17 protein-coding genes and 2 tRNA genes are annotated in these 23,567 nt (G+C 58.2%); 6 read left to right on the top strand and 13 right to left on the bottom strand.

What is annotated here, in order from left to right:
- Positions 1 to 18 precede the first annotated feature (18 nt).
- From purH to INT39_RS10855, 3 genes are all read left to right on the top strand, one after another.
- Positions 19 to 1,626 (top strand): bifunctional phosphoribosylaminoimidazolecarboxamide formyltransferase/IMP cyclohydrolase, encoded by a 1,608-nt coding sequence (gene purH / locus INT39_RS10845; protein ID WP_193073937.1) that lies wholly within the window; start codon positions 19 to 21, stop codon positions 1,624 to 1,626.
- Between the two features lie 179 nt (positions 1,627 to 1,805).
- The gene (purD, locus tag INT39_RS10850) at positions 1,806 to 3,086 is read left to right on the top strand and encodes a phosphoribosylamine--glycine ligase (RefSeq protein ID WP_193073938.1); all 1,281 of its coding nucleotides are present in this window, start codon (positions 1,806 to 1,808) and stop codon (positions 3,084 to 3,086) included.
- Positions 3,087 to 3,220: 134 nt separating this feature from the next.
- Positions 3,221 to 6,025, top strand: coding sequence for a response regulator (locus INT39_RS10855; protein WP_193073939.1), 2,805 nt, complete (start codon positions 3,221 to 3,223; stop codon positions 6,023 to 6,025).
- A gap of 168 nt (positions 6,026 to 6,193) precedes the next feature.
- On the opposite strand, the gene INT39_RS10860 is transcribed toward INT39_RS10855, so the two are convergent.
- From INT39_RS10860 to rnr, 8 genes are all read right to left on the bottom strand, one after another.
- Positions 6,194 to 8,404, bottom strand: coding sequence for a YgiQ family radical SAM protein (locus INT39_RS10860; protein ID WP_193074123.1), 2,211 nt, complete (start codon positions 8,402 to 8,404; stop codon positions 6,194 to 6,196).
- A gap of 15 nt (positions 8,405 to 8,419) precedes the next feature.
- Positions 8,420 to 9,823, bottom strand: coding sequence for a replicative DNA helicase (gene dnaB / locus INT39_RS10865; protein ID WP_193073940.1), 1,404 nt, complete (start codon positions 9,821 to 9,823; stop codon positions 8,420 to 8,422).
- Between the two features lie 171 nt (positions 9,824 to 9,994).
- Positions 9,995 to 10,441, bottom strand: coding sequence for a 50S ribosomal protein L9 (gene rplI, locus INT39_RS10870; protein WP_193073941.1), 447 nt, complete (start codon positions 10,439 to 10,441; stop codon positions 9,995 to 9,997).
- 19 nt (positions 10,442 to 10,460) lie between these two features.
- Positions 10,461 to 11,372: a hypothetical protein gene (locus INT39_RS10875; RefSeq protein ID WP_193073942.1), complete on the bottom strand. Its 912-nt coding sequence runs from the start codon at positions 11,370 to 11,372 to the stop codon at positions 10,461 to 10,463.
- A gap of 40 nt (positions 11,373 to 11,412) precedes the next feature.
- Entirely contained in the window at positions 11,413 to 11,643 is a 231-nt protein-coding gene (rpsR, locus tag INT39_RS10880) for a 30S ribosomal protein S18 (protein WP_090271909.1), read from the bottom strand.
- Positions 11,644 to 11,682: 39 nt separating this feature from the next.
- Positions 11,683 to 12,111 carry a 30S ribosomal protein S6 gene (gene rpsF, locus INT39_RS10885; protein WP_193073943.1) on the bottom strand — a complete coding sequence of 143 codons (429 nt, stop codon included), beginning with the start codon at positions 12,109 to 12,111 and terminating at the stop codon, positions 11,683 to 11,685.
- A 149-nt stretch (positions 12,112 to 12,260) separates the two neighbouring features.
- Positions 12,261 to 13,019 carry a 23S rRNA (guanosine(2251)-2'-O)-methyltransferase RlmB gene (gene rlmB, locus INT39_RS10890; RefSeq protein WP_193073944.1) on the bottom strand — a complete coding sequence of 253 codons (759 nt, stop codon included), beginning with the start codon at positions 13,017 to 13,019 and terminating at the stop codon, positions 12,261 to 12,263.
- A 16-nt stretch (positions 13,020 to 13,035) separates the two neighbouring features.
- Positions 13,036 to 15,573 carry a ribonuclease R gene (gene rnr, locus INT39_RS10895; protein WP_193074124.1) on the bottom strand — a complete coding sequence of 846 codons (2,538 nt, stop codon included), beginning with the start codon at positions 15,571 to 15,573 and terminating at the stop codon, positions 13,036 to 13,038.
- 207 nt (positions 15,574 to 15,780) lie between these two features.
- Between rnr and INT39_RS10900 the strand changes: the two genes are divergently transcribed.
- The 3 genes from INT39_RS10900 to INT39_RS10910 all read left to right on the top strand — a co-directional run bounded on the left by INT39_RS10900 (position 15,781) and on the right by INT39_RS10910 (position 18,025).
- Positions 15,781 to 15,867 (top strand) — tRNA-Leu (locus INT39_RS10900).
- Positions 15,868 to 15,975: 108 nt separating this feature from the next.
- Positions 15,976 to 16,062 (top strand) — tRNA-Leu (locus INT39_RS10905).
- Positions 16,063 to 16,255: 193 nt separating this feature from the next.
- Positions 16,256 to 18,025, top strand: a complete 1,770-nt coding sequence (locus INT39_RS10910; RefSeq protein ID WP_193073945.1) for an SLC13 family permease — start codon at positions 16,256 to 16,258, stop codon at positions 18,023 to 18,025.
- Between the two features lie 30 nt (positions 18,026 to 18,055).
- Here the strand turns inward: INT39_RS10910 and INT39_RS10915 are convergent, their stop codons facing one another.
- The 5 genes from INT39_RS10915 to qhpC all read right to left on the bottom strand — a co-directional run bounded on the left by INT39_RS10915 (position 18,056) and on the right by qhpC (position 23,566).
- Positions 18,056 to 18,844 (bottom strand): enoyl-CoA hydratase, encoded by a 789-nt coding sequence (locus INT39_RS10915; protein WP_226944700.1) that lies wholly within the window; start codon positions 18,842 to 18,844, stop codon positions 18,056 to 18,058.
- An 85-nt stretch (positions 18,845 to 18,929) separates the two neighbouring features.
- Entirely contained in the window at positions 18,930 to 20,540 is a 1,611-nt protein-coding gene (locus INT39_RS10920; RefSeq protein ID WP_193074126.1) for a long-chain fatty acid--CoA ligase, read from the bottom strand.
- A 162-nt stretch (positions 20,541 to 20,702) separates the two neighbouring features.
- Positions 20,703 to 22,031: an alginate export family protein gene (locus INT39_RS10925; RefSeq protein ID WP_226944701.1), complete on the bottom strand. Its 1,329-nt coding sequence runs from the start codon at positions 22,029 to 22,031 to the stop codon at positions 20,703 to 20,705.
- Positions 22,032 to 22,085: 54 nt separating this feature from the next.
- Entirely contained in the window at positions 22,086 to 23,219 is a 1,134-nt protein-coding gene (gene peaD / locus INT39_RS10930) for a quinohemoprotein amine dehydrogenase subunit beta (RefSeq protein WP_226944702.1), read from the bottom strand.
- A 23-nt stretch (positions 23,220 to 23,242) separates the two neighbouring features.
- A complete protein-coding gene (gene qhpC, locus INT39_RS10935) occupies positions 23,243 to 23,566 on the bottom strand; it encodes a quinohemoprotein amine dehydrogenase subunit gamma (protein WP_193073946.1) in 324 nt (107 codons plus the stop codon).
- Position 23,567 lies beyond the last annotated feature (1 nt).

Genomic DNA, 23,567 nt, shown 5'->3' on the forward strand with positions numbered 1-23,567 from the left:
ACTGTAATTGGAAGCAAAATGACCGACCAAACCACTCGCCTGCCGGTACGCCGCGCGCTGATCAGTGTTTCCGACAAAACCGGTATCGTCGACTTCGCCCGTGAGCTCAGCGCTCAGGGTGTGGAGATTCTGTCCACCGGTGGCACCTACAAGCTGCTGCGGGATAATGCCATCGATGCAGTGGAAGTCGCTGACTACACCGGTTTTCCGGAAATGATGGACGGGCGAGTGAAAACGCTGCATCCGAAGATTCACGGCGGCATTCTGGGACGTCGTGATCTGGATAGCGCGATCATGACTGAACACGGCATCCAGCCGATCGACATGGTAGTGGTCAACCTCTACCCCTTCGCTGCCACCGTGGCCAAGCCCGACTGCAGCCTGCCCGACGCCATCGAGAACATCGACATCGGCGGTCCGACCATGGTCCGCTCGGCAGCCAAGAACCACAAGGATGTCGCCATTGTGGTCAATGCCGGTGATTACGACAGCATCCTCAGCAGCCTCAAGGAAGGCGGACTGAGCTACGCTCAGCGCTTCGATCTGGCGCTCAAGGCATTCGAGCATACCGCCGCCTATGACGGCATGATCGCCAACTACCTGGGCACCATCGACCAGAGTCGCGATACGCTCGGCACCGAAGACCGCGCCGACTTCCCGCGCACCTTCAACAGCCAGTTCATCAAGGCCCAGGACATGCGCTACGGGGAAAACCCGCACCAGGCCGCCGCCTTCTATCGGGAAGCGGCACCAGCCGAGGCCTGCATCGCCACTGCTACCCAGCTACAGGGCAAGGAACTGTCCTACAACAACGTCGCCGACACCGATGCCGCCCTGGAATGCGTGAAAAGCTTCAGCAAACCGGCCTGCGTCATCGTCAAGCACGCCAACCCTTGCGGTGTGGCCGTTGTTCCGGATAACGAGGGCGGTATTCGCAAGGCCTATGAACTGGCCTTTGCCACCGACAGCGAATCGGCCTTCGGCGGCATCATCGCCTTCAACCGCGAGCTGGACGCCGACACGGCTCAAGCTATCGTCGAGCGCCAGTTTGTTGAAGTGATCATCGCCCCCAGCGTCAGCGCTGAGGCCCGTGAGGTGATTGCTGCCAAGGCTAATGTGCGCCTGCTCGAGTGCGGTCAGTGGTCAGCCGAGCGCATTCGGGATCTGGATTACAAACGCGTCAACGGCGGCCTGCTGGTACAGAGCCGGGATACTGGCATGATCACCGAAGCTGATCTCAAGGTGGTCACCAAGCGCACGCCGACCGAAAAAGAGATCCACGATCTGATCTTCGCCTGGAAGGTGGCCAAGTTCGTCAAGTCCAACGCCATCGTCTATGCCAGCAACCGCCAGACCATCGGCGTAGGCGCCGGCCAGATGAGCCGCGTCAACTCCGCGCGCATCGCTGCTATCAAGGCCGAGCATGCCGGTCTGCAAGTTGAGGGCGCGGTCATGGCGTCCGATGCTTTCTTCCCGTTCCGTGACGGCATCGACAATGCCGCTGCCGTGGGCATCCGCGCGGTGATCCAGCCCGGCGGTTCCATGCGTGATCAGGAAGTGATCGATGCCGCCGATGAAGCCGGCATCGCCATGGTGTTCACGGGCATGCGCCACTTCCGCCACTGAGTAGGGTTACGGCCGCGCTGAAGCCGCCTCTGCTGCGTTGCTCGTGACTTCGCCAATGCTCATTGCCACCAGGCAACTGCGCTTGTCAAAGCCCCGGGCGCCTTGCATCTACTGGCTTGACCGCGACCTTGTTTCGAGTTGCTAGCGAAAACCCCAAATGCAATTTTGAGGTATACAAAATGAATGTACTGATTATCGGCAGTGGCGGGCGTGAGCATGCTCTGGCGTGGAAAGTGGCGCAGGATGAGCGCGTCGAGAAGGTCTTCGTAGCCCCCGGCAATGCCGGCACAGCGATCGAGGCCAAGTGCGAGAACGTCGCCATTGACGTGCTGGAACTGGACAAGTTGGCGGACTTTGCTGCCACCAATGACGCACTCACCATTGTCGGCCCGGAAGCGCCGCTGGTGGCCGGCGTGGTAGATCTGTTCCGCGAGCGCGGCCTGAAGTGTTATGGCCCCACAGCCGGCGCAGCACAACTGGAAGGCTCCAAGGCTTTCACCAAGGACTTCCTGGCGCGCCACGCGATTCCCACCGCCGATTACGCCAACTTCACCGAGGTTAAACCGGCCCTGGCCTACCTGCGCGAGAAAGGCGCACCCATCGTCATCAAGGCTGATGGCCTGGCTGCCGGCAAGGGTGTGATCGTTGCCATGACGCTGGAAGAAGCCGAAGCAGCAGTCACCGACATGCTGGCCGGCAATGCCTTCGGCGAAGCCGGCTCACGTGTGGTCATCGAAGAGTTTCTGGATGGCGAAGAAGCCAGCTTCATCGTCATGGTCGATGGCGAGAATGTACTGCCGATGGCCACCAGTCAGGATCATAAACGCGTCGGCGACGCCGATACCGGTCCGAATACCGGCGGCATGGGTGCCTACTCCCCTGCCCCGGTGGTAACCGATGCCGTCCATCAGCGCGTCATGGATGAAGTCATCTGGCCAACCGTCCGGGGCATGGCGGCCGAAGGTAATATCTATACCGGCTTTCTGTATGCAGGTCTGATGATCGACCCGTCGGGCTCACCCAAGGTCATCGAGTTCAACTGCCGCTTCGGCGATCCGGAAACTCAGCCTATCCTGCTGCGCCTGCAGAGCAGCCTGACCGACCTGATCGAAGCCGCACTGGAAGGCAACCTGGACAACACTGAAGCCAAATGGGACCCACGTCCGAGCCTTGGTGTGGTGCTGGCTGCCGGAGGCTACCCCGGCGACTACACCAAGGGCAGCCCGATCACTGGTCTGGATCAAGCCGTTGCTACCGATGGCAAGGTATTTCATGCCGGCACCACACTGAAGGATGGCCAGGTGGTCACTCAAGGTGGTCGAGTGCTGTGCGCCACCGCATTGGGCAACAGCGTCAAGGCAGCGCAGCAAGGTGCTTATGATCTGGCCCGGAAAATCAGCTGGGATGGCTGTTTCTATCGCTCGGACATCGGCTACCGCGCCATCGAACGGGAAAGCTGACAACCTGTCCCGCCGACCATGGAGCTGGTCGGCGGGCCTGCACCTGTGTCCCGTCAATGTCACCGGGCCAGTCTTGCGTCAGACATCACATCTCAGCAGAATAGCTGCACATGCCCAAGGACAGGACAGATAAATTGAAGCAGACTCTCAGGTTGTTATTCAGCAGTCTGGTGGCTCTTTGCCTGCTAACAGGCAGCGTGTGGGCCGACGGGATTGCTGCGCCGGAGTCCGGCTATCATACCTTTGTCGATACCAGCGGCCAGCTGACACTGAATGACATTCTCTCCAATCGCTACGCCAATCTGTTCGTTCCCAGCACCAAAGGCCCGGTGAAACTACCGGGAGGAACGGCCGCGCTGTGGGTCCAGGTGCCCGTCGAGCATCAGGCCACCTACCTGCTTGAGCTGCATAACCCGACCATCGCCCGCATCAATGTCTATCTGCTCAGAGCTGGTGTGTTGCGGTCAAGCTTCTCCGGCGGCACTGCCGACGCGAGAACCATAGTCCCTCTCCCCCATGAAGGCTTCGCCTTTCCGATAAACGTCAACGCCAACCCCCAGCAGATGCTGCTGGTGCGATTGCAGAATGACTATCCGATCAGCACTCATATCAGCCTGGTGTCGCTGAACGAAGCTACAAAGATCCATACCCGACATCAGGCATTACAGGGCATGCTGGTCGGATTGCTATTCGGACTGGCGCTCAACTGCCTGCTGCAGGGTCTGCTGCGCAAGGACCCCCTGCATCTCCTGATGGCCATAACCGCCCTGCTGTTCGGCTTCAGCAGCCTCAGCGGGATCGGCTGGGCACTGCATAACTGGTCCTTCCTGCATGGTCGCACCGGCATCCTCATGAACCTCGCCGGCTTTGTCGTGCTCGCCGCCACTCTGCACGGCTTGCATCCGATTCCCGGAACCTCAGGTGATCGCAGCGAACGTATTGCCATTCTGCTGACGGGCACGCTACTGCTGCTGTTCGGCATCGTTCAGCCCAGTTGGCTGGAAGTGATATTGTCCATCATCCGTATCGGTCTGCCGCTCACGGTTGCACTGCTGATTGCTATTCTGGTTGCCCGGCGTGAATTCATCGACCCGCTGTTTCTCTGCGGAACCTTGCTGTTGATCGGCAGCTGGCTGTTGGAGCAGCTGCTCGGCCTGCCACCACACAACCTGACCCGACATCTGGTCGACCTGCTGCTGTGGGCAGCCTTGGTCTGCTATACGTGGAGCATGTACCGACGCATACAACGCAATGTGCTCCGACGATTAAAGCAGCGCCATGACGAAGCAACCATTCTGGCTCAACGCAGCGCCCGCGCGGAATTCCTCGCGCGTATCAGCCATGAGATCCGCACGCCGATGAACGGCGTGTTGGGCATGTCCGAATTGCTGCTGGACACCGCCCTGTCCGCCAAGCAACGGGACTACGTGCAAACCATTCACGGCTCGGGTAATGACCTGCTGGGCCTGATCAACGATGTACTCGACATATCACGGCTGGAGTCCGGCCAACTGGTCCTGGACAAGCAGCGATTCGATCTACATGCCTTGATCAACGATTGCCTGGAGAGCCACCGCAACCGGTTGAGCAGCCAGCCGATCGAGCTCATCAGCTTCGTCCATCCGGATGTGCCGCGGCTGATGGAAGGTGATCCGGTCCGCTTACGGCAGGTGATCATCAGCCTTCTGAACAATGCCATGCTGAGCACCAGTGAAGGGGAAATTCTGCTGGCCGTCGCGTTGGAAAATCAGGTGCCAGGCGTACCTCTGCTGCGCCTGGCGATTCAGGACACCGGGCATGGCATGACCGCCGACTCGCGAGACCGCTTGCTGGACCAGTCCATCCCGAACGAGCGGCTGCTGGAAATGCTGGAAAGTCAGGGGCAGCTATCGCTCTATATCTCCCAGCAGCTGATTCACATGATGAACGGGCAGCTGGGGATCAAGGAGGGCGCTGCAGGCCTTTCGGGCACAGCCGCCTCAACGCCCGACGGGGCGACGCGGGGGACTACCGTATGGGTAACTCTGCCAGCACGCTTCATCGACAGCCCTGCCAACGCCACCGATGAGCTGGGGCGCTGTCTGATCGACCGCAGCATCCTCATCGTTGATGACAATGCCACCTGCCGCAAGGTTCTGCAGAAGCAGGCCAGTGCCTGGCAGATGTCCGCCCGCACGGCGTCCAGCGGTCGTGAAGCGCTGGCCATTCTGCGCGCCCAGGCCAATCTGGACAGCCCCTGCGATATTCTGCTGGTAGATCAGTCCATGCCTGGCATGACCGGCTTGGAGCTGGCCAGCAAGATCAAGGATGACCCACTCATCAGCGATGACCTGCTGATCATCATGCTGACCGGCATGAATCAGTTGCCCAGTCGCATTGTCGCTCGCAATGCAGGTATTCATCGCGTGCTCAATAAGCCAGTTTCCGGCTATATCCTGCGGGCGACATTAATTGATGAGTGGTTGCAGCACTGCGAACGGACCGGCGTCATCGCGCACCCTGAGCAGCCAAGCGAGCACGAAGACAAGGGCTTTCTGGTACTGGTCGCGGAAGACAATGACGTATCCACTCGCGTGATTCAGGGCATGTTGTCCAAGCTGAATGTCGCCAGCGATGCAGTGGAAAATGGCCGGCAGGCGGTGCAGGCAGTCCGGCAGGGGAATTACGATCTGGTGCTGATGGATTGCGAAATGCATGACATGGATGGGTTCACCGCGACCGAACACATTCGCCAGTGGGAACAGCAAAACGCATTCGCACCGCTACCCATCATTGCCTTAACCGCGCACATTCTGCCGGAGCACCGCGAACGGGCGCGCCGTGCCGGCATGAATGGGCACATGGCCAAACCAGTGGAGCTGGGCCAATTGAAGACGCTGCTGGATTACTGGATGACGCACAGAACGCCGGACATTCAGGACAACTCGGGTTCCGAATAACGCTGGGGCTGCAACGCAGCGCCTGTGGTAGCGGCAGCATAGTTGGCCAGCATGGTGTTGACTATGATTTGAATCGACATGGGCAGCTCTCCTGATGAACTGCCGGTATTGTGCATCGGCGGAGTCATGGTGCCCATTGAGCTTTACCAATGGGCACCATAGCCGAAATCAACTCGGCGCGCGGTTTCCAGGCCCACGTCGCTTGCCCTTGCCAGCGCCGGTGTCGCGCGGTGGCAATCCGGTGTGCTGGGTCAGGATGCGCCCACCCTTCTTGCTGCCCGCTTGCGTGGACTGCTTGCTGCGTGCGCTCTGATAACCATCGATCGCCGGCTGGAAGGTGGGTATCAGATGCTGCTTGCTGTTCCCGATCAGATCGCTGCGGCCCATTTCCTTGAGTGCCTCGCGCAGCATCGGCCAGTTGTTCGCGTCGTGGTAACGCAGGAAGGCCTTGTGTAGCCGACGCTGCTTCTCACCTTTGACGATACCCACCTCCTCGGTCTTGTAACCCACCTTGCGCAGCGGATTCTTGCCCGAGTGATACATGGCCGTGGCCGTGGCCATCGGCGAGGGATAGAAGGCCTGCACCTGGTCGGCACGCAAGCCGCCGCGCTTGAGCCAGAGCGCCAGATTCATCATGTCTTCATCGGTGGTGCCCGGGTGGGCGGCGATGAAGTACGGAATCAGATATTGCTCCTTGCCCGCCTCCTTGCTGAATTTCTCGAACATTTTCTTGAAGATGTCATAGCTGCCGATGGTCGGCTTCATCATCTTCGACAGCGGACCGTCTTCGGTGTGCTCAGGCGCGATTTTCAGGTAACCCCCGACGTGATGGGTCACCAGTTCCTTGACATACTCCGGCGAGCGCACCGCAAGGTCGTAACGCAATCCAGAGGCAATCAGGATGCGCTTGACCCCCGGCAGCTCCCGCGCCTTGCGGTACAGCCCGATCAGCGATGTATGATCGGTATTCAGGTTCTCGCACACACCCGGCCAGACGCAGGATGGCTTGCGGCAGGACGCCTCGATCTCCGGGCTCTTGCAGGCCAGACGATACATATTGGCAGTCGGTCCGCCGAGATCGGAAATGGTCCCCGTATAGCCCGGCACCTTGTCCCGTATCTCCTCGATCTCATTGAGAATCGACTCATGCGAGCGGCTCTGGATGATGCGACCTTCGTGTTCGGTGATCGAGCAAAAGGTGCAACCGCCGAAACAGCCGCGCATGATATTCACCGAAAAGCGGATCATGTCATAGGCGGGAATCTTCGCATCGCCATACGCCGGGTGTGGAATCCGTGCAAACGGCAACCCGAATACGTAGTCCATTTCCTCGGTGCTCAGCGGAATCGGCGGCGGATTGAACCAGACATCCCGCTCGCCGTGACGCTGCACCAGCGCCCGGGCGTTGCCTGGGTTGGTCTCCAGATGCAGCACGCGGTTGGCATGGGCATAGAGTACTGTGTCGTTGCGCACCTTCTCGTAGGAAGGCAGACGGATTACCGTGCGGTCGCGCTCCAGGCGCGGGTGATGCAGCAGCTCGACCACTTGCACCTCGGCATCAGCCGCAGCGCCCTCAGCACCGTCGCCCTTACCCTGCTCGACCGCACAGGCGGCTGTATCCTGGGTATTGACGTAAGGATTGATGATCTTATCGACACGACCGGGGCGGTCGACGCGGGAGGAATCCAGCTCGAACCAGCCCTCCGGGGTGTCCTTGCGGATGAATGCAGTACCGCGGATATCCGTCATGCTGGTGACGCTTTCGCCCCGGCTCAGACGATGGGCCACTTCGACGACAGCCCGTTCGGCGTTGCCGTAGATCAGGATGTCGGCCTTGGTATTGATCAGCAGTGATGGGCGAACCTTGTCCTGCCAGTAGTCGTAATGGGCAATGCGCCGCAGCGAGGCCTCAATACCACCGAGGATCACCGGCACATCCTTGTACGCCTCACGGCAGCGCTGACAATAGGACAGGCTGGCTCGGTCAGGACGCTTGCCGGCCTTGCCGCCAGCCGTATAGGCATCGTCGGAGCGAATCTTGCGGTCGGCCGTGTAGCGGTTGATCATCGAATCCATATTGCCGGCAGCGACCCCGAAGAACAGGTTCGGCTTGCCCAGCTGCATGAAGTCATCCTTGCTGCGCCAGTCCGGCTGGCTGATCATGCCGACCCGAAAGCCCTGAGCCTCCAGCAGGCGACCGATAATGGCCATGCCGAAGGATGGGTGATCCACATAGGAATCGCCGGTGACGATGATGATGTCGCAACTGTCCCAGCCGAGCTGGTCCATTTCCGCTCGACTCATCGGCAAGAAAGGTGCCGGTCCGAAGCACTCGGCCCAATAGCGGGGATGATCGAACAGCGGTCTTGCCGCCGGCATGCTGAGGGCCATTACCTACTCCTCCCCATAACCCTGGTATGAACCGGGTGCGAGGTTTTCAAATCGGGTGTATTTACCAATGAAGGCCATGCGGCAGGTGCCGATTGGGCCGTTTCGCTGCTTGCCGATGATCAGCTCGGCGATGCCTTTATCCTGAGTATCGGGGTGATAGACCTCATCCCGATAGACGAACATGATGACGTCGGCATCCTGCTCGATGGCGCCCGATTCACGCAGATCCGAGTTGATCGGGCGTTTGTTAGGCCGCTGTTCCAGCGAGCGGTTGAGCTGCGACAGAGCGACGACCGGCACGTTGAATTCCTTGGCCAGCGCCTTGAGCGAGCGGGAAATCTCGGAAATCTCGTTGGTCCGGTTCTCCGACGACGCGCCGCCGATGCGCATCAGCTGCAAATAGTCGATCATGATCAAGCCCAGATCGCCATGCTCGCGTACCACCCGCCGCGCGCGCGCGCGCATCTCCATCGGCGATAGACCGGCGGTATCATCAATGAACAATTTGCGATCATTCAGCAGGTTCACCGCCGAGGTCAGCCGCGGCCAGTCCTCGTCATCCAGGCGCCCGGATCGGACCTTGGTCTGATCGATACGGCCCAGCGACGACAGCATACGCATGATCAGCGATTCGCCTGGCATTTCCAGCGAGAACACCAGTACCGCCTTGTCGCTGTTCATCACTGCGGTTTCCACCAGGTTCATGGCGAAGGTGGTCTTGCCCATGGACGGACGACCCGCGACGATGACCAGATCCGCCGGCTGCAGACCGGAGGTCATGCCGTCCAGATCGGTGAATCCGGTAGTCAGACCGGTAATCGAGCCTTCGCTGTTGAACAGCGTGTCGATACGATCGATAGCCTTGGTCAGCAGTGTGTTGACGGGCTCGGGCCCACCGGTCTTGGGCCGACTCTCGGCAATGGCGAAAATCTTCCGCTCAGCCTCATCCAGCACCTCGTTGGGCTGCATGCCCTTGGGGCTGAAGGCGGTATCGGTGATCTCGGTACTGACACTGATCAACTGGCGCATGGTCGCGCGCTCGCGGATGATCTGCGCATAAGCACTGATATTGGCCGCCGACGGGGTGTTCTTGTTCAATTGGCCCAGATAGGCCAGTCCGCCAACCTGATCGATCAGCCCTTCGCGGTCCAGATCCTCGGACAGGGTGACTGCGTCAAACGGCTGATTGCGCCCGGCCAGCCGTACCAGCGCACGGAAGATCAGACGATGGTCATGGCGATAGAAATCCGCTTCACTGACCAGTTCGGCGACACGTTCCCATGCCGTATTTTCCAGCATGACACCACCGAGCACAGCCTGCTCGGCTTCGATGGAGTGCGGAGGAATCTTCAGCGCGGTAGTCTGCAGGTCCAATTCCGGGCGGGCGGCGTAAATCTGATCATTCATCGGTACAGACTCGAATCCTGGATTGGCGGGCTTCACAAAAAACAACACGGCGCCTGTCGGAGGACAAGCGCCGTGTTGGCAATTCTAACTGCTGTGCCTGGGCAAATCACCCGGTCCCGACCACAGGTCGTAACCGGGTAATGAGCGACGCCGCAGTTCGAGGGTTTCCCCTCAGCCGGCAACGACTACCAGCGTGACGGTAGCTTCGACGTCGGTGTGCAGATGCACATCCACTTCGAACTCACCGACAGTGCGCAGCGGGCCTTCAGGCAGGCGCACTTCACTTTTTTCCAGCTCAACGCCAGCAGCAGTCACGGCATCAGCGATGTCGCGAGTACCGATGGAACCGAACAGTTTGCCTTCTTCGCCAGCGTTGGCGGTGAAGGTAACGATCAGCTCACCCAGCTTGGCAGCACGAACTTCAGCTTCTGCCTTGCGTTCTGCAGCAACCTTTTCCAGCTCAGCGCGACGCGCTTCGAAGGCTTCTACGTTGGTGGCGGTAGCCGGAGTTGCCTTACCGAACGGCAACAGGAAATTGCGAGCGTAACCAGCTTTAACGGCGACCTTGTCGCCCAGGTTACCCAGATTCGCGATCTTTTCGAGCAGGATAACTTCCATTGCGATGACCTCTTTGAATTCAACCTTGGCTGTTCGGGTCGTCATCACCGGGCGACCCGGAGGGCGGCCTCATGCGAGAGCGAAAGTCGAACAAGCTATCTACAAATGCCAAAACCACAATCAGGGGGTAGGCGAAGCGGATGAACAGGACAAACAATACATATGTCCCGATCAGCCAGCCCGGACCCAATTTCTTGATACCGACCATGCCATGTATCAGTGCCAGTCCGGCCAACAGCAGCGGCACGCTCGCTATCGGCGACAACATCGCCAACTGCGGCCATTGCGGCGCCACGATGACCACCACCAACAAACCAATACTGGCCAGCGCTGGCAGGCGCAACCGATGAAAGTCCTGACGAAAGCCGCCCGGATTGTACAACCGGGCCTGCCAGGATCGTGCAATCATCAGACTGACCAGAGCCATCAGCATATGCATGGCTCCCATCACTCCACCGAGCACCGGTATCATCAGTTCGTCGAGACGGGCGAGCAATTGCGCCTTGCCTGCCTCATCCAGCTGCAGACCCACTTGCGTCAGCAGCTCCGGCAACATCTCACGAAACGCGCCAGCCATGGCCTGTAATGGCTCGCCGAGCACGACCAGCAATGTCAGGGCGTATACCACACCAAGCGGCACTGCCAGCAACACCACGCGAACCCAGTCGTTGTGCTGACGTAGCACAACGGCCAGACCGGCACTGCCGAGCATGACCAGCAAGGGCGTCAGGTCACCAAGAAAGGACCAGACCAATGCGGGCAACACACCCCAGGCAAGTATCGGTAATGCCTCCGACAGCCCACGGCGCAGGATCACCAGCGCCAGAGCTGCCGCACTGAACCAGAACAGCAGTGGTATGGCTGCCGCAATCGCTACTGCAAGAGTAGCTTCCTTGCGGCCGCGCATGATGTATTCAGCCAGACCACGCATGCCGGTTCAATATCCCCTGATTACGGGTTTGAGCTGCTGCTCAGCGACCGTGACTGTCGGTGTAGGGCAGCAGAGCCAGGTAGCGGGCGCGTTTGATAGCGACTGCCAGCTGGCGCTGGTATCTGGCTTTTGTACCGGTGATACGGCTGGGTACGATCTTGCCGGTTTCGGTGACATAGGCCTTCAGAGTGTTGAGATCTTTGTAATCGATCTCTTTAACGCCTTCAGCGGTAAAACGGCAGAACTTTCTGCGACGGAAAAAACGTGCCATGGCAGTGTCTCCTTCTAACTGGAATGGGAACCGAAAAACTTACTCGTCGTCGCCGGAATCGGTGTCGTCGCTGTCATCAGCGTCTTTACCGGAATCGGTGTCATCGTCACTGCGCTCACGGCGCTCACGGCGCTCGCCACGACCAGTGTCTTCAGGCTTGAGCATGTCGGACTGTTCGGTAACGGCTTCGTCACGGCGGATGACCATGTTACGAATGACCGCATCGTTGTAACGGAAGTTTTCGGTCAGCTCTTCCAGTGCTTTGGCGCTGCACTCGACGTTGAGCATGATGTAGTGAGCTTTGTGGATCTTGTCGATCGGGTAAGCCAGTTGACGGCGGCCCCAATCTTCCAGGCGGTGAATCTTGCCGCCGTCTTCTTCGATCAGCTTGGTGTAACGCTCAACCATCGCGTTAACCTGCTCACTTTGGTCCGGGTGAACCAGAAAAACGATTTCGTAATGACGCATTTTGTGCTCCTTACGGGTTATAGCCAGCCACCCAAAATGGTCTGGCAAGGAGTAGAACTCAGGTTTGGGGCGGCCATTCTAGGGAAGCGGCTTGGAAGTGGCAAGGAAAAGCATGAATCAGGTAGCAAATCGATGATCTGCCACCCTGCTCATTTGCCTGGAGAGGTACTGCTGCGCTGACGGACCGCCTCGAACAGGCAGACTCCTGCCGCGACCGAGACGTTCAGACTGCTGACCCCACCGGCCATCGGCAGCTTGGCCAGATAGTCGCAATGTTCGCGGGTCAACCGGCGCATGCCGGCACCTTCGGCACCCATGACAATCACCGTAGGCACTGTCAGATCGACCTGATACATCAGCTGATCCGCCTCACCTGCGGTGCCGACCACCCACAAGCCGCGCTGCTGCAACTGCTTGAGTGTACGGGCCAGATTGGTCACTGCTACCAGCGGTACGGTTTCGGCGGCGCCGCAGGCCACCTTGCGCACCGTCGGCGACAGGCTCGCCGAGCGATCACGGGGGATAATCACTGCTTGCGCGCCCGCCGCATCGGCGCTGCGCAGACAGGCGCCCAGGTTGTGTGGATCAGTAACCCCGTCGAGTACCAACAGCAGCGGCGCGCCGTCCAGATTATCAAGCATGTGCCCGAGCATATCCTCCGACCACAACTGACTTGGCGTTACCGCGGCAACCACACCCTGATGCACACCACCATCAGCCAGACGGTCAAGATCATCAGGTAACAGACGCTCAGTGTCGATTGCGGCGCTGGCTGCCAGCTCCAGAACCGCCTGCATGCGGTCATCCAGACGTCCGCGCTGGACATTCAGTTTTTTGATACGACGCGGAGCACGCTCCAGCATGGCCTGCACTGCATGCAGGCCATATATATATTCCAGATCACTCATGTTCTTTTCACTGCGCTCATTCAGGCTTGCGCTTACGTGGAGCCCGCGGCGGCTTGCCGTCAGGCTTGCGTGTGCTACCCGCGCCTCGCTTGGCACCCGGATGGGCCGGCGCGGAAGAACCGGCACCCCGCCCCTTGCCGGGCTTGCCCGATCTTGTGGGCTTGCCTGCCCGCGATCCGGATTCACCAGCCTTGCGCGCCTCACTCAGTAATTTCTCACGTACCGCCCGGCTGTTGTTGGCATCCGGGGCTGCTGGCCGGTCAGATGCCATTTCGAAGTCGATCTTGCGCTCGTCCAGATCCACCCGCACCACCTGCACACGGATCGAATCCCCGAGCCGGAAGGTCCGCCCGGCCCGCTCGCCCACCAGCGAATGATGCACCGCATCAAAGTTGTAGTAGTCGGCCGGAAGCGCAGTGATATGCACCAGACCCTCGACATAGATATCGGTCAGTTCGACGAACAGACCGAAGCCGGTCACAGCAGTCACCAGACCATCGAAGTTCTCGCCAACACGGTCCTTCATGAACTCGCATTTGAGCCAGCTGGCCACATCACGAGTGGCCTCGTCGGCACGCCGCTCATTCTGCGAACACTGCTGACCCAGACGCTCCAGCTCCGCCAGATCGTAAGGATAGACGGCTGCCTTGGGCAGGACGCCTGCACCGCTACGCTGCACCAGATCGGTCTTCTTGCGCGAGCGGATGACCGAGCGAATCGCCCGATGCACCAGCAGGTCAGGGTAGCGACGGATCGGTGACGTGAAATGCGTATAAGCCTCGTAATTCAGACCGAAGTGCCCCGCGTTGTGCGGCGTATACACTGCCTGACTCAACGAACGCAGCATCACCGTCTGGATCAGCTGAGCATCGGGCCGGTCCTGAACCTTGGCCAGCACCGCTGCATAATCTTCCGGCGTAGGGTCACCCTTCTTGCGCGCCAGCGATAGCCCCATGGAACCGAGGAATTGACGCAGCCGTTCGACCTTTTCCGGCTTGGGCCCGTCATGCACCCGGTACAGGCCCGGGATCTCCAGCTCCTGCAGGAAGCGCGCAGTGGCGACGTTGGCGCACAGCATGCACTCTTCAATGATCTTGTGAGCATCGTTACGGGTGGTCGGCAGAATCTCGGCGACCTTGCGATCCTTGCCGAACAGCATGCGTGTTTCGGTGGTTTCAAAATCGATCGCGCCGCGGCCGTGGCGGGCCTTGGCAAGCGCCTGGTACAGGTCATACAGGCTCTTCAGGTGCGGCAACACTTCGGCGTATTCCGCACTCAATGCCTTGCCTTCGCGGCTACGCGGATTCTCCAGCATGCTGGAGACCTTGTTGTAGGTCAGCCGCGCATGGGAATGGATAACCGCTTCGTAGAACTGGAAGTCGGTGAGTTCGCCGCTCTTGGATACGGTCATCTCACAAACCATGGCCAAGCGATCCACGTTGGGCATCAGTGAGCAGAGACCATTGGAGATGGCCTCTGGCAGCATCGGAATCACTTCGCTGGGAAAATACACCGAAGTGCCACGCAGCTCCGCTTCAGCATCCAGTGCCGAACCCAGTGGGACATAATGGGATACATCGGCGATTGCCACGTACAACTTCCAGCCACCAGAGAACAGTCTCCAGCCGCTGGCCTTGCGGGGCTCGCAGTACACAGCATCATCGAAGTCGCGGGCATCCTCGCCATCAATGGTGACCAGCGGCAGGTGGCGAAGATCCACCCGTTTGAGCTTATCCTTCTCCGGCACCTGATCAGACAGGCGTGCGGCCTCATCCAATACTTCCTGCGGCCAGACGCTGGGGATATCGTAGCTGCGCAGAGCCACTTCGATTTCCACACCGGGCGCCATATAGTCGCCGACCACTTCTATCACTTCACCCTGGGCCTGACGACTCATGGTCGGCCACTGGGTGATTTTCACTTCGACATACTGACCATGCTCTGCGCCGCCGGAGCAGCCGGGCGCAATCAGCACTTCATGATTGATCTTGGCGTTATCCGCCGCCACGTAGCAGATGCCGCCTTCTTCATAGTAGCGACCCACCAGCAGTTCATGGGCACGCTCGATGACCTCGACAATCGCACCTTCACTGCGGCCGCGACGATCAACGCCAGTGATGCGACCCAATGCACGATCGCCATCGAAGGCAATGCGCATCTGCGACGGTCCGAGAAACAGGTCTTCGCTGCCATCATCAGGCACCAGGAAGCCGAAACCGTCACGGTGACCCTGGACCCGACCGCTGATCAGGTCGAGTTTGTCTACCGGCGCATAAGCACCCCGTCGGGTATAGATAAGCTGGCCATCGCGCTCCATTGCACGCAGGCGACGGCGCAGGGCTTCAATACCGTCTTCGTCGTGGAGGCCGAATTCCTGCTGCAACTGTGCCCGCGTCGCCGGCGCACCGCGCTCGGCCAACAGCTTGAGAATGAGTTCTCGGCTGGGAATGGGGTTTTCGTATTTCTCTGCTTCACGCTTTGCCGCCGGATCCAGTTCGGTCCAGCTGGCCGAACCAACAGAGTGCGAGTCGGCAGCTTTGCTCGATGCGGGCATCGAGGCTTGAGGTTTGGTCTTTTTCGTCATAGACGCCTATTGAACCGCGAAACGCGATTTCTTGCACCTTATTTCAACTTGGATATTTTTTTAGCAAACAGGGGTTTACAAGGTTTTACCTGCTGCGTATCATTCGCGCCGTCAACACGACATCGGTTGCACTGCGGGCCAGACAGGTTCAGCATAGCAGAAGAAGTCGGATGGCATGCCCAGGTGGTGAAATTGGTAGACACGCTAGCTTCAGGTGCTAGTGGCTTCACGGCCGTGGAAGTTCGAGTCTTCTCCTGGGCACCAATTCTGAAAACCGGACTCAGGTCCGGTTTTTTCAGTTTAAGCAGTGATGCCTTGTCGGCATGATCAACCAACGCTTCGCAGCAACGGCAATGGAAGATTGAATGGCACGCCCAGGTGGTGAAATTGGTAGACACGCTAGCTTCAGGTGCTAGTGGCTTCACGGCCGTGGAAGTTCGAGTCTTCTCCTGGGCACCAATTCAAGACAAAGCCGAGCCTATGCTCGGCTTTGTCGTTTCTGCTCTCCCCCTTTCCACCCCTCCCCGACTCACCCTGCCCGACCACTCCAATACCCAATGCCGCCGCGAATACTTTGTTGCCCCGGCCTAACTCATGCGAGAATTATGCCTGCCATATAACAATCCATACTCCGGGCCGGGAAAAACAAGGCATGACGATAGAAATTGCACTGGTCCTGGGTATCGCCCTGATCGCCGTAGTACTGTTTGCAACCGAAAAACTGCGTATCGATGCCGTGGCACTGCTGGTGTTATCCGGCCTGGCGATTCTCGGCCTGGTTAGCCCCGGCGACGCTCTGAGCGGCTTCAGTAACCAGGCGACGATCACCGTCGCGGCCATGTTCATTCTGGCTGCCGGGTTACAGAACAGCGGAGCACTGTCTGGCATCGGCCGCTTGCTGAGCAAGGCCAAGTCGCCGTTCCTGTTTCTGCTTACCCTGTTCGGTGTGCTGGCCGTGGTCGCTCCCTTCGTCAACAACACGGCGGTAGTTGCCGTATTCATGCCCATTGTCATGACCGCCACCGCCGCCATCGGCATGTCTGCGTCCAGGGCGCTTATCCCGCTATCCTATGTCTCGCAGATGGCCGGAGTCTGTACCCTGGTAGGCACCTCTACCAACCTGCTGGTCAATGCCATGGCCCGGGATCTGGGGCATCCCGGCTTCAGCATGTTCGAGTTCACTCCACTGGGCGTGATCTGTTTTGTTGCCGGCTGTGTTTATCTGTTGACCCTGGGACGCTGGCTCCTGCCCTCCACTCGCGCCACCGAACTGGTCGAACACTACGAGTTGGGCAAGTACATTACCGAGCTGCGGGTAATGCCCGATTCCACATTGATCGGTACCTCGGTCGGCGAAGCCAAGCTGGGTGAGGAGTTCGGCGTATTCGTTCTGGAGTTATTGCGCGGCGATGAGAAAGTCTGGTCGCCTCGGTCACAGACGCTGAAGGAAGGCGACATATTGCTGGCACGTGGCGACTGGTCGAAACTGGATGAACTGAAGAACCAGACTGGCTTGGAAATAGACTCCGAATTCAAGCTCAAGGCTCGCAACCTCGAAGAAGGCACCCAGCAGGTGTTGACCGAGGTAATGGTCGCTCCCCGCTCACGGGTGATCGGCAGCACGCTGGCGATGCTTGACCGCCGCTGGCAACACGACGCCACGGTTCTGGCGGTCCACCGGCGTGGCCAGGTGCTGCGCGACCAATTGAAAAATGTCCGGTTGAATGTCGGTGACGTGCTGCTGATGTTAACGCCAGAAAGCGAGATGCCTGCCCTGCGCAAGGACACCAACGTGATTGTGCTGAGCCAGCGTGACGCGGACAAGCCGATGGGGTGGCGCGCGCCCTTTGCATTGATCACCATGGCATTGGTAGTCGCCATCTCCGCCATCGGCTGGGCACCCATCGCCATTACCGCTTTGATCGGCGCGGTCGCCATGACCCTGGCAGGCTGCCTGGATGCAGACGAGGTTTACGATGCCATCGACTGGCGCATCATCATCCTGCTGGCGGGCCTGCTACCGCTGGGGATAGCCATGAGCCAGAGCGGTGCGGCGGAATTTGTCGTCGCTAATACCCTGGGGCTGGTCAGTCACTTGGGCCCGCTGGTGGTATTGGCAGTACTGTATCTGATGGCACTGGTGCTCACCGAGTTCATGAGCAACGCCGCCGCAGCGGTGATCCTGACTCCCATCGGCATGTCGACCGCCAAGCTGATGGGCGTGGACGCCACCCCCCTCCTGATCGCAGTCACCTTTGCCGCGTCAACCAGCTTCGCGACACCGGTGGGCTATCAGACCAACACCATGGTCTACAGCGCCGGCGGCTACCGCTTCGTCGACTTCATCAAGGTCGGGTTGCCGTTGAACCTGATCTTCTGGGTATTGGGGGTGATCTTCATTCCGGTGTTCTGGCCGTTTTGAGTGAAGCAACGTAAACCTTGCTTGAAATAATCAGGAACACCAACGAGGGTCACGCTTTTCAAGAAATGCATCGATGCCTTCGCTGGCGTCTTCCTCCATCATATTCTGAGCCATGACATCACTCGCGTAGGCATAAGCATCAGCGAGCCCCATTTGCTGCTGTTTGTAGAACATGCGCTTGCCGTAGCGAATGGCGGCAGGGCTCTTGGCGAGAATCTCTGCAGTCTTTCTCGCCACCGCAGCGTCCAGGTCGTCATCGGCTACCGCTTCGTTGATAAGCCCCCACTCTGCCGCGGTGGCAGCGTCGATAAATCGTCCTGTCACCAGCATGTCGAAGGCACGCTTGGAAGAAATATTGCGTGACAAGGCAACGGCCGGCGTTGAGCAGAACAGGCCTACGTTAATTCCGGAGACAGCAAAACGCGCCGACTCCGCCGCTATCGCAAGATCACAACTTGCGACCAGTTGGCAGCCGGCAGCTGTAGCTACCCCATGCACTCGCGCGATGACAGGTACAGGTAGCTCTCTGATCCCCTGCATGACTCGGCTACAGCGGGTAAACAGCGATTTATAATAGTCACGATCAGGCTGGCTTCGCATCTCACGCAGATCATGTCCAGCACAGAACGCCTTGCCAGCACCTGACAACACAACACAGCGAACCTGATCGTCTGTACTTATGGCATCAAGTTCATGCCGGAGTGCATGAAGCAACTCTTCGGCCAAGGCATTGAACTGCAAAGGACGGTTTAAATGTAGGGTTACCACGCCGGCCTCATTTTTCTTGAGTAATGGCTCACGGGCTTGATCCATGCTCATAAAGCATCTCCAATATTGGGAATATGGGCCGCAGGCATTATCCGGCAGCCCGACTGCGGCGAAGCTGCCATCAGAGCTCGACTAGCTACTTTCGCTCAACCAGATAGGTGTAATACCTTTCCCGCAGCACCTTCTTGTCAATCTTGCCGGTCGCAGTCAACGGAACGACATCAATGACCATATCGTCGGGCATCCACCATTTGACGATCCTGCTCTCCAGGTGCTCTTGCATGGTCTCCATGGTCACTTCAGCATCAGGATACGGCTCGACTATCAATAACGGTCGCTCTCCCCACTTGTCATGCTCCACCCCGATCACTGCTGCCAGACGCACGCCAGGGCAGGACACCGCTGCATTCTCGATATCGATCGAGCTGACCCACTCACCACCTGATTTGATCACATCCTTTGTACGGTCGGTGATCCGCATGAAGCCATGCTCATCCAGTGTGGCAATGTCGCCGGTATCAAACCAACCGTCCGCATCCAGTGCGCTGTCTTCATTACGGAAATAACGCTCTACAGTCCAGGGACCGCGCACCATTAAAATACCGGCACTCTTGCCGTCAGCCGGTAGGCGTTCACCCTGTTCGTCCACCACCTTCAGTTCGATACCGTATTGCAGGCGACCCTGACGGGTCCAGATCACCTCGTTCACGGCGTCTTCCCCAAGTTCCGCCAGTTTCGGTGTCGGTGTGGCCACTACACCCAACGGGCTGGTCTCGGTCATCCCCCACAGTTGGCGTACAGCCACGCCGTACTTACTCTGAAATTTTTCGGCCATGGCCCGGGGCACTGCTGAACCACCGATGATCAGGTCGGTCAGCTTACCGGCATCCTCGCCGGTCCGCTCGAGGTGTTCCAGATACATGGTCCAGATGGTGGGGACGCCACCGGAAAAAGTGACACCTTCACTTTGAATCAGCTCCTGCAAACTTTCCCCGTCCATCTTGTCACCGGGCAGGACAAACTTGGCGCCATTGATCGCCGCCGCAAAAGGCACACCCCAAGCTGTGCAGTGATACAGCGACGAGCAAGGCATGATGCAATCGAAGGCGGAGAAATTGAAAGCGCTGCTCAGGCCGCTGGCCATGGCATGGAGGACAATTGAGCGGTGGCTATATAGCACACCCTTCGGATTGCTAGTGGTGCCCGATGTATAACAGAGAATCGCGCCGGCGTTCTCATCGAAACTCGGCCAGTCCTGCAGGGACTCTTCCTGCGCCAGCAGTTGTTCGTAGCCCAGTAGTTCGATGCCGGGCATGTCCGGCAGGTCGCCATCGGCGAGCATGATGAAATGACGGATCTGGGTCAATTGCGGTCGTAACCGCTGCACCAGATCAGCGAAGCTGCGCTCAAACATTAGTACGGAGCTGCCAGCATGATTGATCGTATACGCGATCTGTTCATCCGATAGGCGTGGGTTGCCAGTGTGCAACACCGCGCCGGCTCCCGGCACAGCGAAGAATAATTCGTAGTGCCGATGCGTATTCCAGGCAAGCGTCGAGACAAAGTCCCCCGGACCAATGCCCAGCTGCCGGATCATATTCGCTGCTCGCCCCGCGCGCTCGGCCAGCGCGGCATAGTTATAACGCCACAGCGGCTCATCCACCGGTCGTGAGACTATTTCCCGATCACCATGGGCGGTCGCAGCGTATTGCAGGATACTGCTGATCATCAGGGGGAAGTGCTGCATGCTCCCGAGCTGAAGATTCTGCATCGTTCTACTCCTTTTGTTTATTATTGAACGCCTCAAAAGTATGCACTCATCTCCGCTGCATTGGTTGGGGCGGGGATTAACAATTCTTTAGCTGCATGACTGTTATAAACAGCTGATAGCGTGTCCAGTTAAACGTGGTCAAAAACTCACGAACATCAATAGCTGCGCATACAGATTGTCGCCACGTCCACCGAGCTGTGTTCCGCCTTCTGCCGCGGACTTGTCTGGACTGAACAGACCGACCAGAGGGATGAGACTTATATGGTCGGACATGGCCCACTCCGCGTAGATATCCAGTTCCTGACCGGACATATCCCCATCAGTCGCATCACGAGTAGTGAAGTCAAAAGCTGCCAGTCCCAGCGTCAGGTCTTCCCTCGGGCTCAGCAGCAACCCCAGATGGTGAACTTTGGCGTTGCTGCTGAACGGCCCGCCGTAGTTGGCCGCTAACTCACCCTGATACCAGGTACCGAAACCCCGGGTAAAGCCATAAAACAGCGGGTCATAACCGGAGGAGAACTGGCTGTAGCGGTAGGTTAGCGCCGGTTGCCAGGATTGCTCGGTGAAAGTCCAGCCGCCTTCCAGGTACCAGGCATTTTCGTTACCGGACGATAAACGCTGATGGGCATACTCGGCCGACAGAAACAGTTGTTCCACGCCGGCATTACCCTGTCCGCGCACGCTGTAGATTTTAAGATCATCACGCTCTTCCAAACCGAGCATCTCGGCATAGCGCTGATCCACGTCCAAACCCTTGATGGCCGACAGGCCAAATGTGGCCTTATCGCCGACATGTTCCAGGTTGGCTACGGCCAACTCCATATCCGCCTGAAAATGGTTATCCGACTCCAGCCACATCAGATCGCCACGCCAGCCTTGAGTACCACCCAGACTGATTACCGCTGTGCGGTCAAATGCGGTACGTCCTCCCAGGTAATAGGCACCACCTCGGTCAAACTCATCCCCCAGCCCCTGGCCCATGCTGACCATATCGGTGCCGAGAATGAATCCATCGCCGAGGATGATGTCTTGGCGACCTGCGGATAGCACCAGCCCATCTGGCCCCAGCGCCGAGAACAACTCAGCGGAGTTCCAGCGTAGCCACGCTTGCTCCAGATCGGTTTCCCTTTCGCTGCCGTTGGAAAAGCCGGCTGCGTCCCCATCACCCCAAGTACCCGAACTCAGTGCGCTAAGCGCACCTTCCCAACGACCTATCTGACTGCTGTAGCCAAAGCTGATGCCATATTCAAGGTACGCTTCACGCCAGGAAACATCATTCGCGCTGGTGGCTCCATCCATGTTGTAGCGCTTATCGCTGTGAAAGATACCCGCGGCCCCATTGATATCCAGATTCAGATAACCATCGGGACCGGAGGTCAGTTCGTAGGCGGTCGCGTCGAATGTCAGGCCAAGGCCTAGAATGGCAGGCAGCAGGAACCGCCGCCCAAAGATTTGATCGGTAGTCATGGTAGACCTCTTGTTTTTATTAACGCCGCCCCGGTTACCCAGGGCGGCGGCGGATCAACGGATGAAAACTTGCAGCGTAGCGAGCGACATATCGCCGCCGGGAAGTTTAATACTGCCAATCTTTTCCAGACTGCCAGGATCGTGAACCCCTATATCATTGAGCGTGCCTGACAGGTACAACTTGTTACCGGCATGATTAAAGGTAACTATATAGTACGTATGATCCAGGGCTTGATCCTGGAGCAACTCCTGCTTATTGATATCGAACTTGGCCAGCCGGTTTAATACGCCATACAGCAGATTGGAGTCATTAGGGGAACGTATAGCAGTGAAATAGACTTCTTTAAACAGACCAAAATCTTTTGTTTCAGTTTCTCCTGTTTCCAGGTCGATATTAAAAAACCCATATACAAAGTCAGCGGTTTCCAGATCCTCGGCATCATCGACGAACTTTGGAGCTGCATATATGACACTGAAGTCCTGCGTGGGCTGTTGATGATTCCAGACATAGAGCACGTCTGGCTGACCATAGCCCGGTCGCTCCCAGTTCCTTACAGCAATGGCCACCGTACGCTCACCGGTATTCACATCTACTTTATAAATATTGTCGGCCACCATGTAGAGTGATCCATCTTTTGCAGTTTGCATGATGGTCGTCTGTCGCGGTGCAGGGAAGATACGCACCGGCTCTGCTTTCAGACCATCGGACGCACGGTACACCTGCAGCCGCGGCTCACCCACCACATAATGATCAACATTCATCTGTGTTGGGTTGACAACTGTGTAGACCTCTTCGCCATCAGGGCTAACTGCCAGAGAGAAAATGCTCCTCGCGCGCTCTCCAGGCTGCTGAGACAGCTGTGCCTTGAATACTGCCTGGCAAGTATCCAGCTCAATGCCGTAAATCGTTCCGAGCATGTCACCCACTACATAGGCCCGGGAACTATCCGGACTGACTACAAGGGATGACATTCCTGGATTGAAGCGGCCGGGTACGGAGCATGTCTTGTATACTTTGTCAGTTTCGGCATCAATTACACTGATGCTATCCGGATAGTGAGCCGTTATGAGGTACTCCTGCCCGGGCTGTAGCGCCAGCTCGGCACTCTCAGCCATCACCTGTGTGCTCATGGCGCTAAAAAGAACTGCCGCACCCAGGCATATCATTTTATTGTTGTTCATAAACATATCGTTATCCTCGTGCCCCGGGCTCACTTGTCTGTGGGGAAAACCGTATCCAGCTTGCGCCAATCCGTAGTGGTATCGACGACACCATCACTCCAATTAGGATAGGTACTCGAAATATCCGGAACTTGAGCCGGCCACCAGCAGGGATCGGCACAGCCATACAGATCCGCCTCCATCGGCTGACAGAGCCCACTAACCTGGCCGAACACGTCTGTCTCCCACCCCGGATCCACTGAGCTGGTGCAACCGAGGGTCGCGTTCATGGCCAGAACTTCCTCAACCTGCTCTTCCGCAACTGCTTGCTCAAGCAAGTGCGCTTTATTGTTAACAGCTTTGAGATGTTTCATA

The organism is Pseudomonas sp. FME51 (genome assembly GCF_014897305.1).

What these genes read in the sequence shown, in the direction of transcription:
- purH (WP_193073937.1), top strand. Translation starts at nt 19, where the DNA reads ATGACCGACCAAACCACTCGCCTGCCGGTACGCCGCGCGCTGATCAGT.
- purD (WP_193073938.1), top strand. Translation starts at nt 1,806, where the DNA reads ATGAATGTACTGATTATCGGCAGTGGCGGGCGTGAGCATGCTCTGGCG.
- INT39_RS10860 (WP_193074123.1), bottom strand. Translation starts at nt 8,404, where the DNA reads ATGCCGGCGGCAAGACCGCTGTTCGATCATCCCCGCTATTGGGCCGAG.
- dnaB (WP_193073940.1), bottom strand. Translation starts at nt 9,823, where the DNA reads ATGAATGATCAGATTTACGCCGCCCGCCCGGAATTGGACCTGCAGACT.
- rplI (WP_193073941.1), bottom strand. Translation starts at nt 10,441, where the DNA reads ATGGAAGTTATCCTGCTCGAAAAGATCGCGAATCTGGGTAACCTGGGC.
- INT39_RS10875 (WP_193073942.1), bottom strand. Translation starts at nt 11,372, where the DNA reads ATGCGTGGTCTGGCTGAATACATCATGCGCGGCCGCAAGGAAGCTACT.
- rpsR (WP_090271909.1), bottom strand. Translation starts at nt 11,643, where the DNA reads ATGGCACGTTTTTTCCGTCGCAGAAAGTTCTGCCGTTTTACCGCTGAA.
- rpsF (WP_193073943.1), bottom strand. Translation starts at nt 12,111, where the DNA reads ATGCGTCATTACGAAATCGTTTTTCTGGTTCACCCGGACCAAAGTGAG.
- rlmB (WP_193073944.1), bottom strand. Translation starts at nt 13,019, where the DNA reads ATGAGTGATCTGGAATATATATATGGCCTGCATGCAGTGCAGGCCATG.
- rnr (WP_193074124.1), bottom strand. Translation starts at nt 15,573, where the DNA reads ATGCCCGCATCGAGCAAAGCTGCCGACTCGCACTCTGTTGGTTCGGCC.
- INT39_RS10910 (WP_193073945.1), top strand. Translation starts at nt 16,256, where the DNA reads ATGACGATAGAAATTGCACTGGTCCTGGGTATCGCCCTGATCGCCGTA.
- INT39_RS10915 (WP_226944700.1), bottom strand. Translation starts at nt 18,844, where the DNA reads ATGAGCATGGATCAAGCCCGTGAGCCATTACTCAAGAAAAATGAGGCC.
- INT39_RS10920 (WP_193074126.1), bottom strand. Translation starts at nt 20,540, where the DNA reads ATGCAGCACTTCCCCCTGATGATCAGCAGTATCCTGCAATACGCTGCG.
- INT39_RS10925 (WP_226944701.1), bottom strand. Translation starts at nt 22,031, where the DNA reads ATGACTACCGATCAAATCTTTGGGCGGCGGTTCCTGCTGCCTGCCATT.
- peaD (WP_226944702.1), bottom strand. Translation starts at nt 23,219, where the DNA reads ATGTTTATGAACAACAATAAAATGATATGCCTGGGTGCGGCAGTTCTT.
- qhpC (WP_193073946.1), bottom strand. Translation starts at nt 23,566, where the DNA reads ATGAAACATCTCAAAGCTGTTAACAATAAAGCGCACTTGCTTGAGCAA.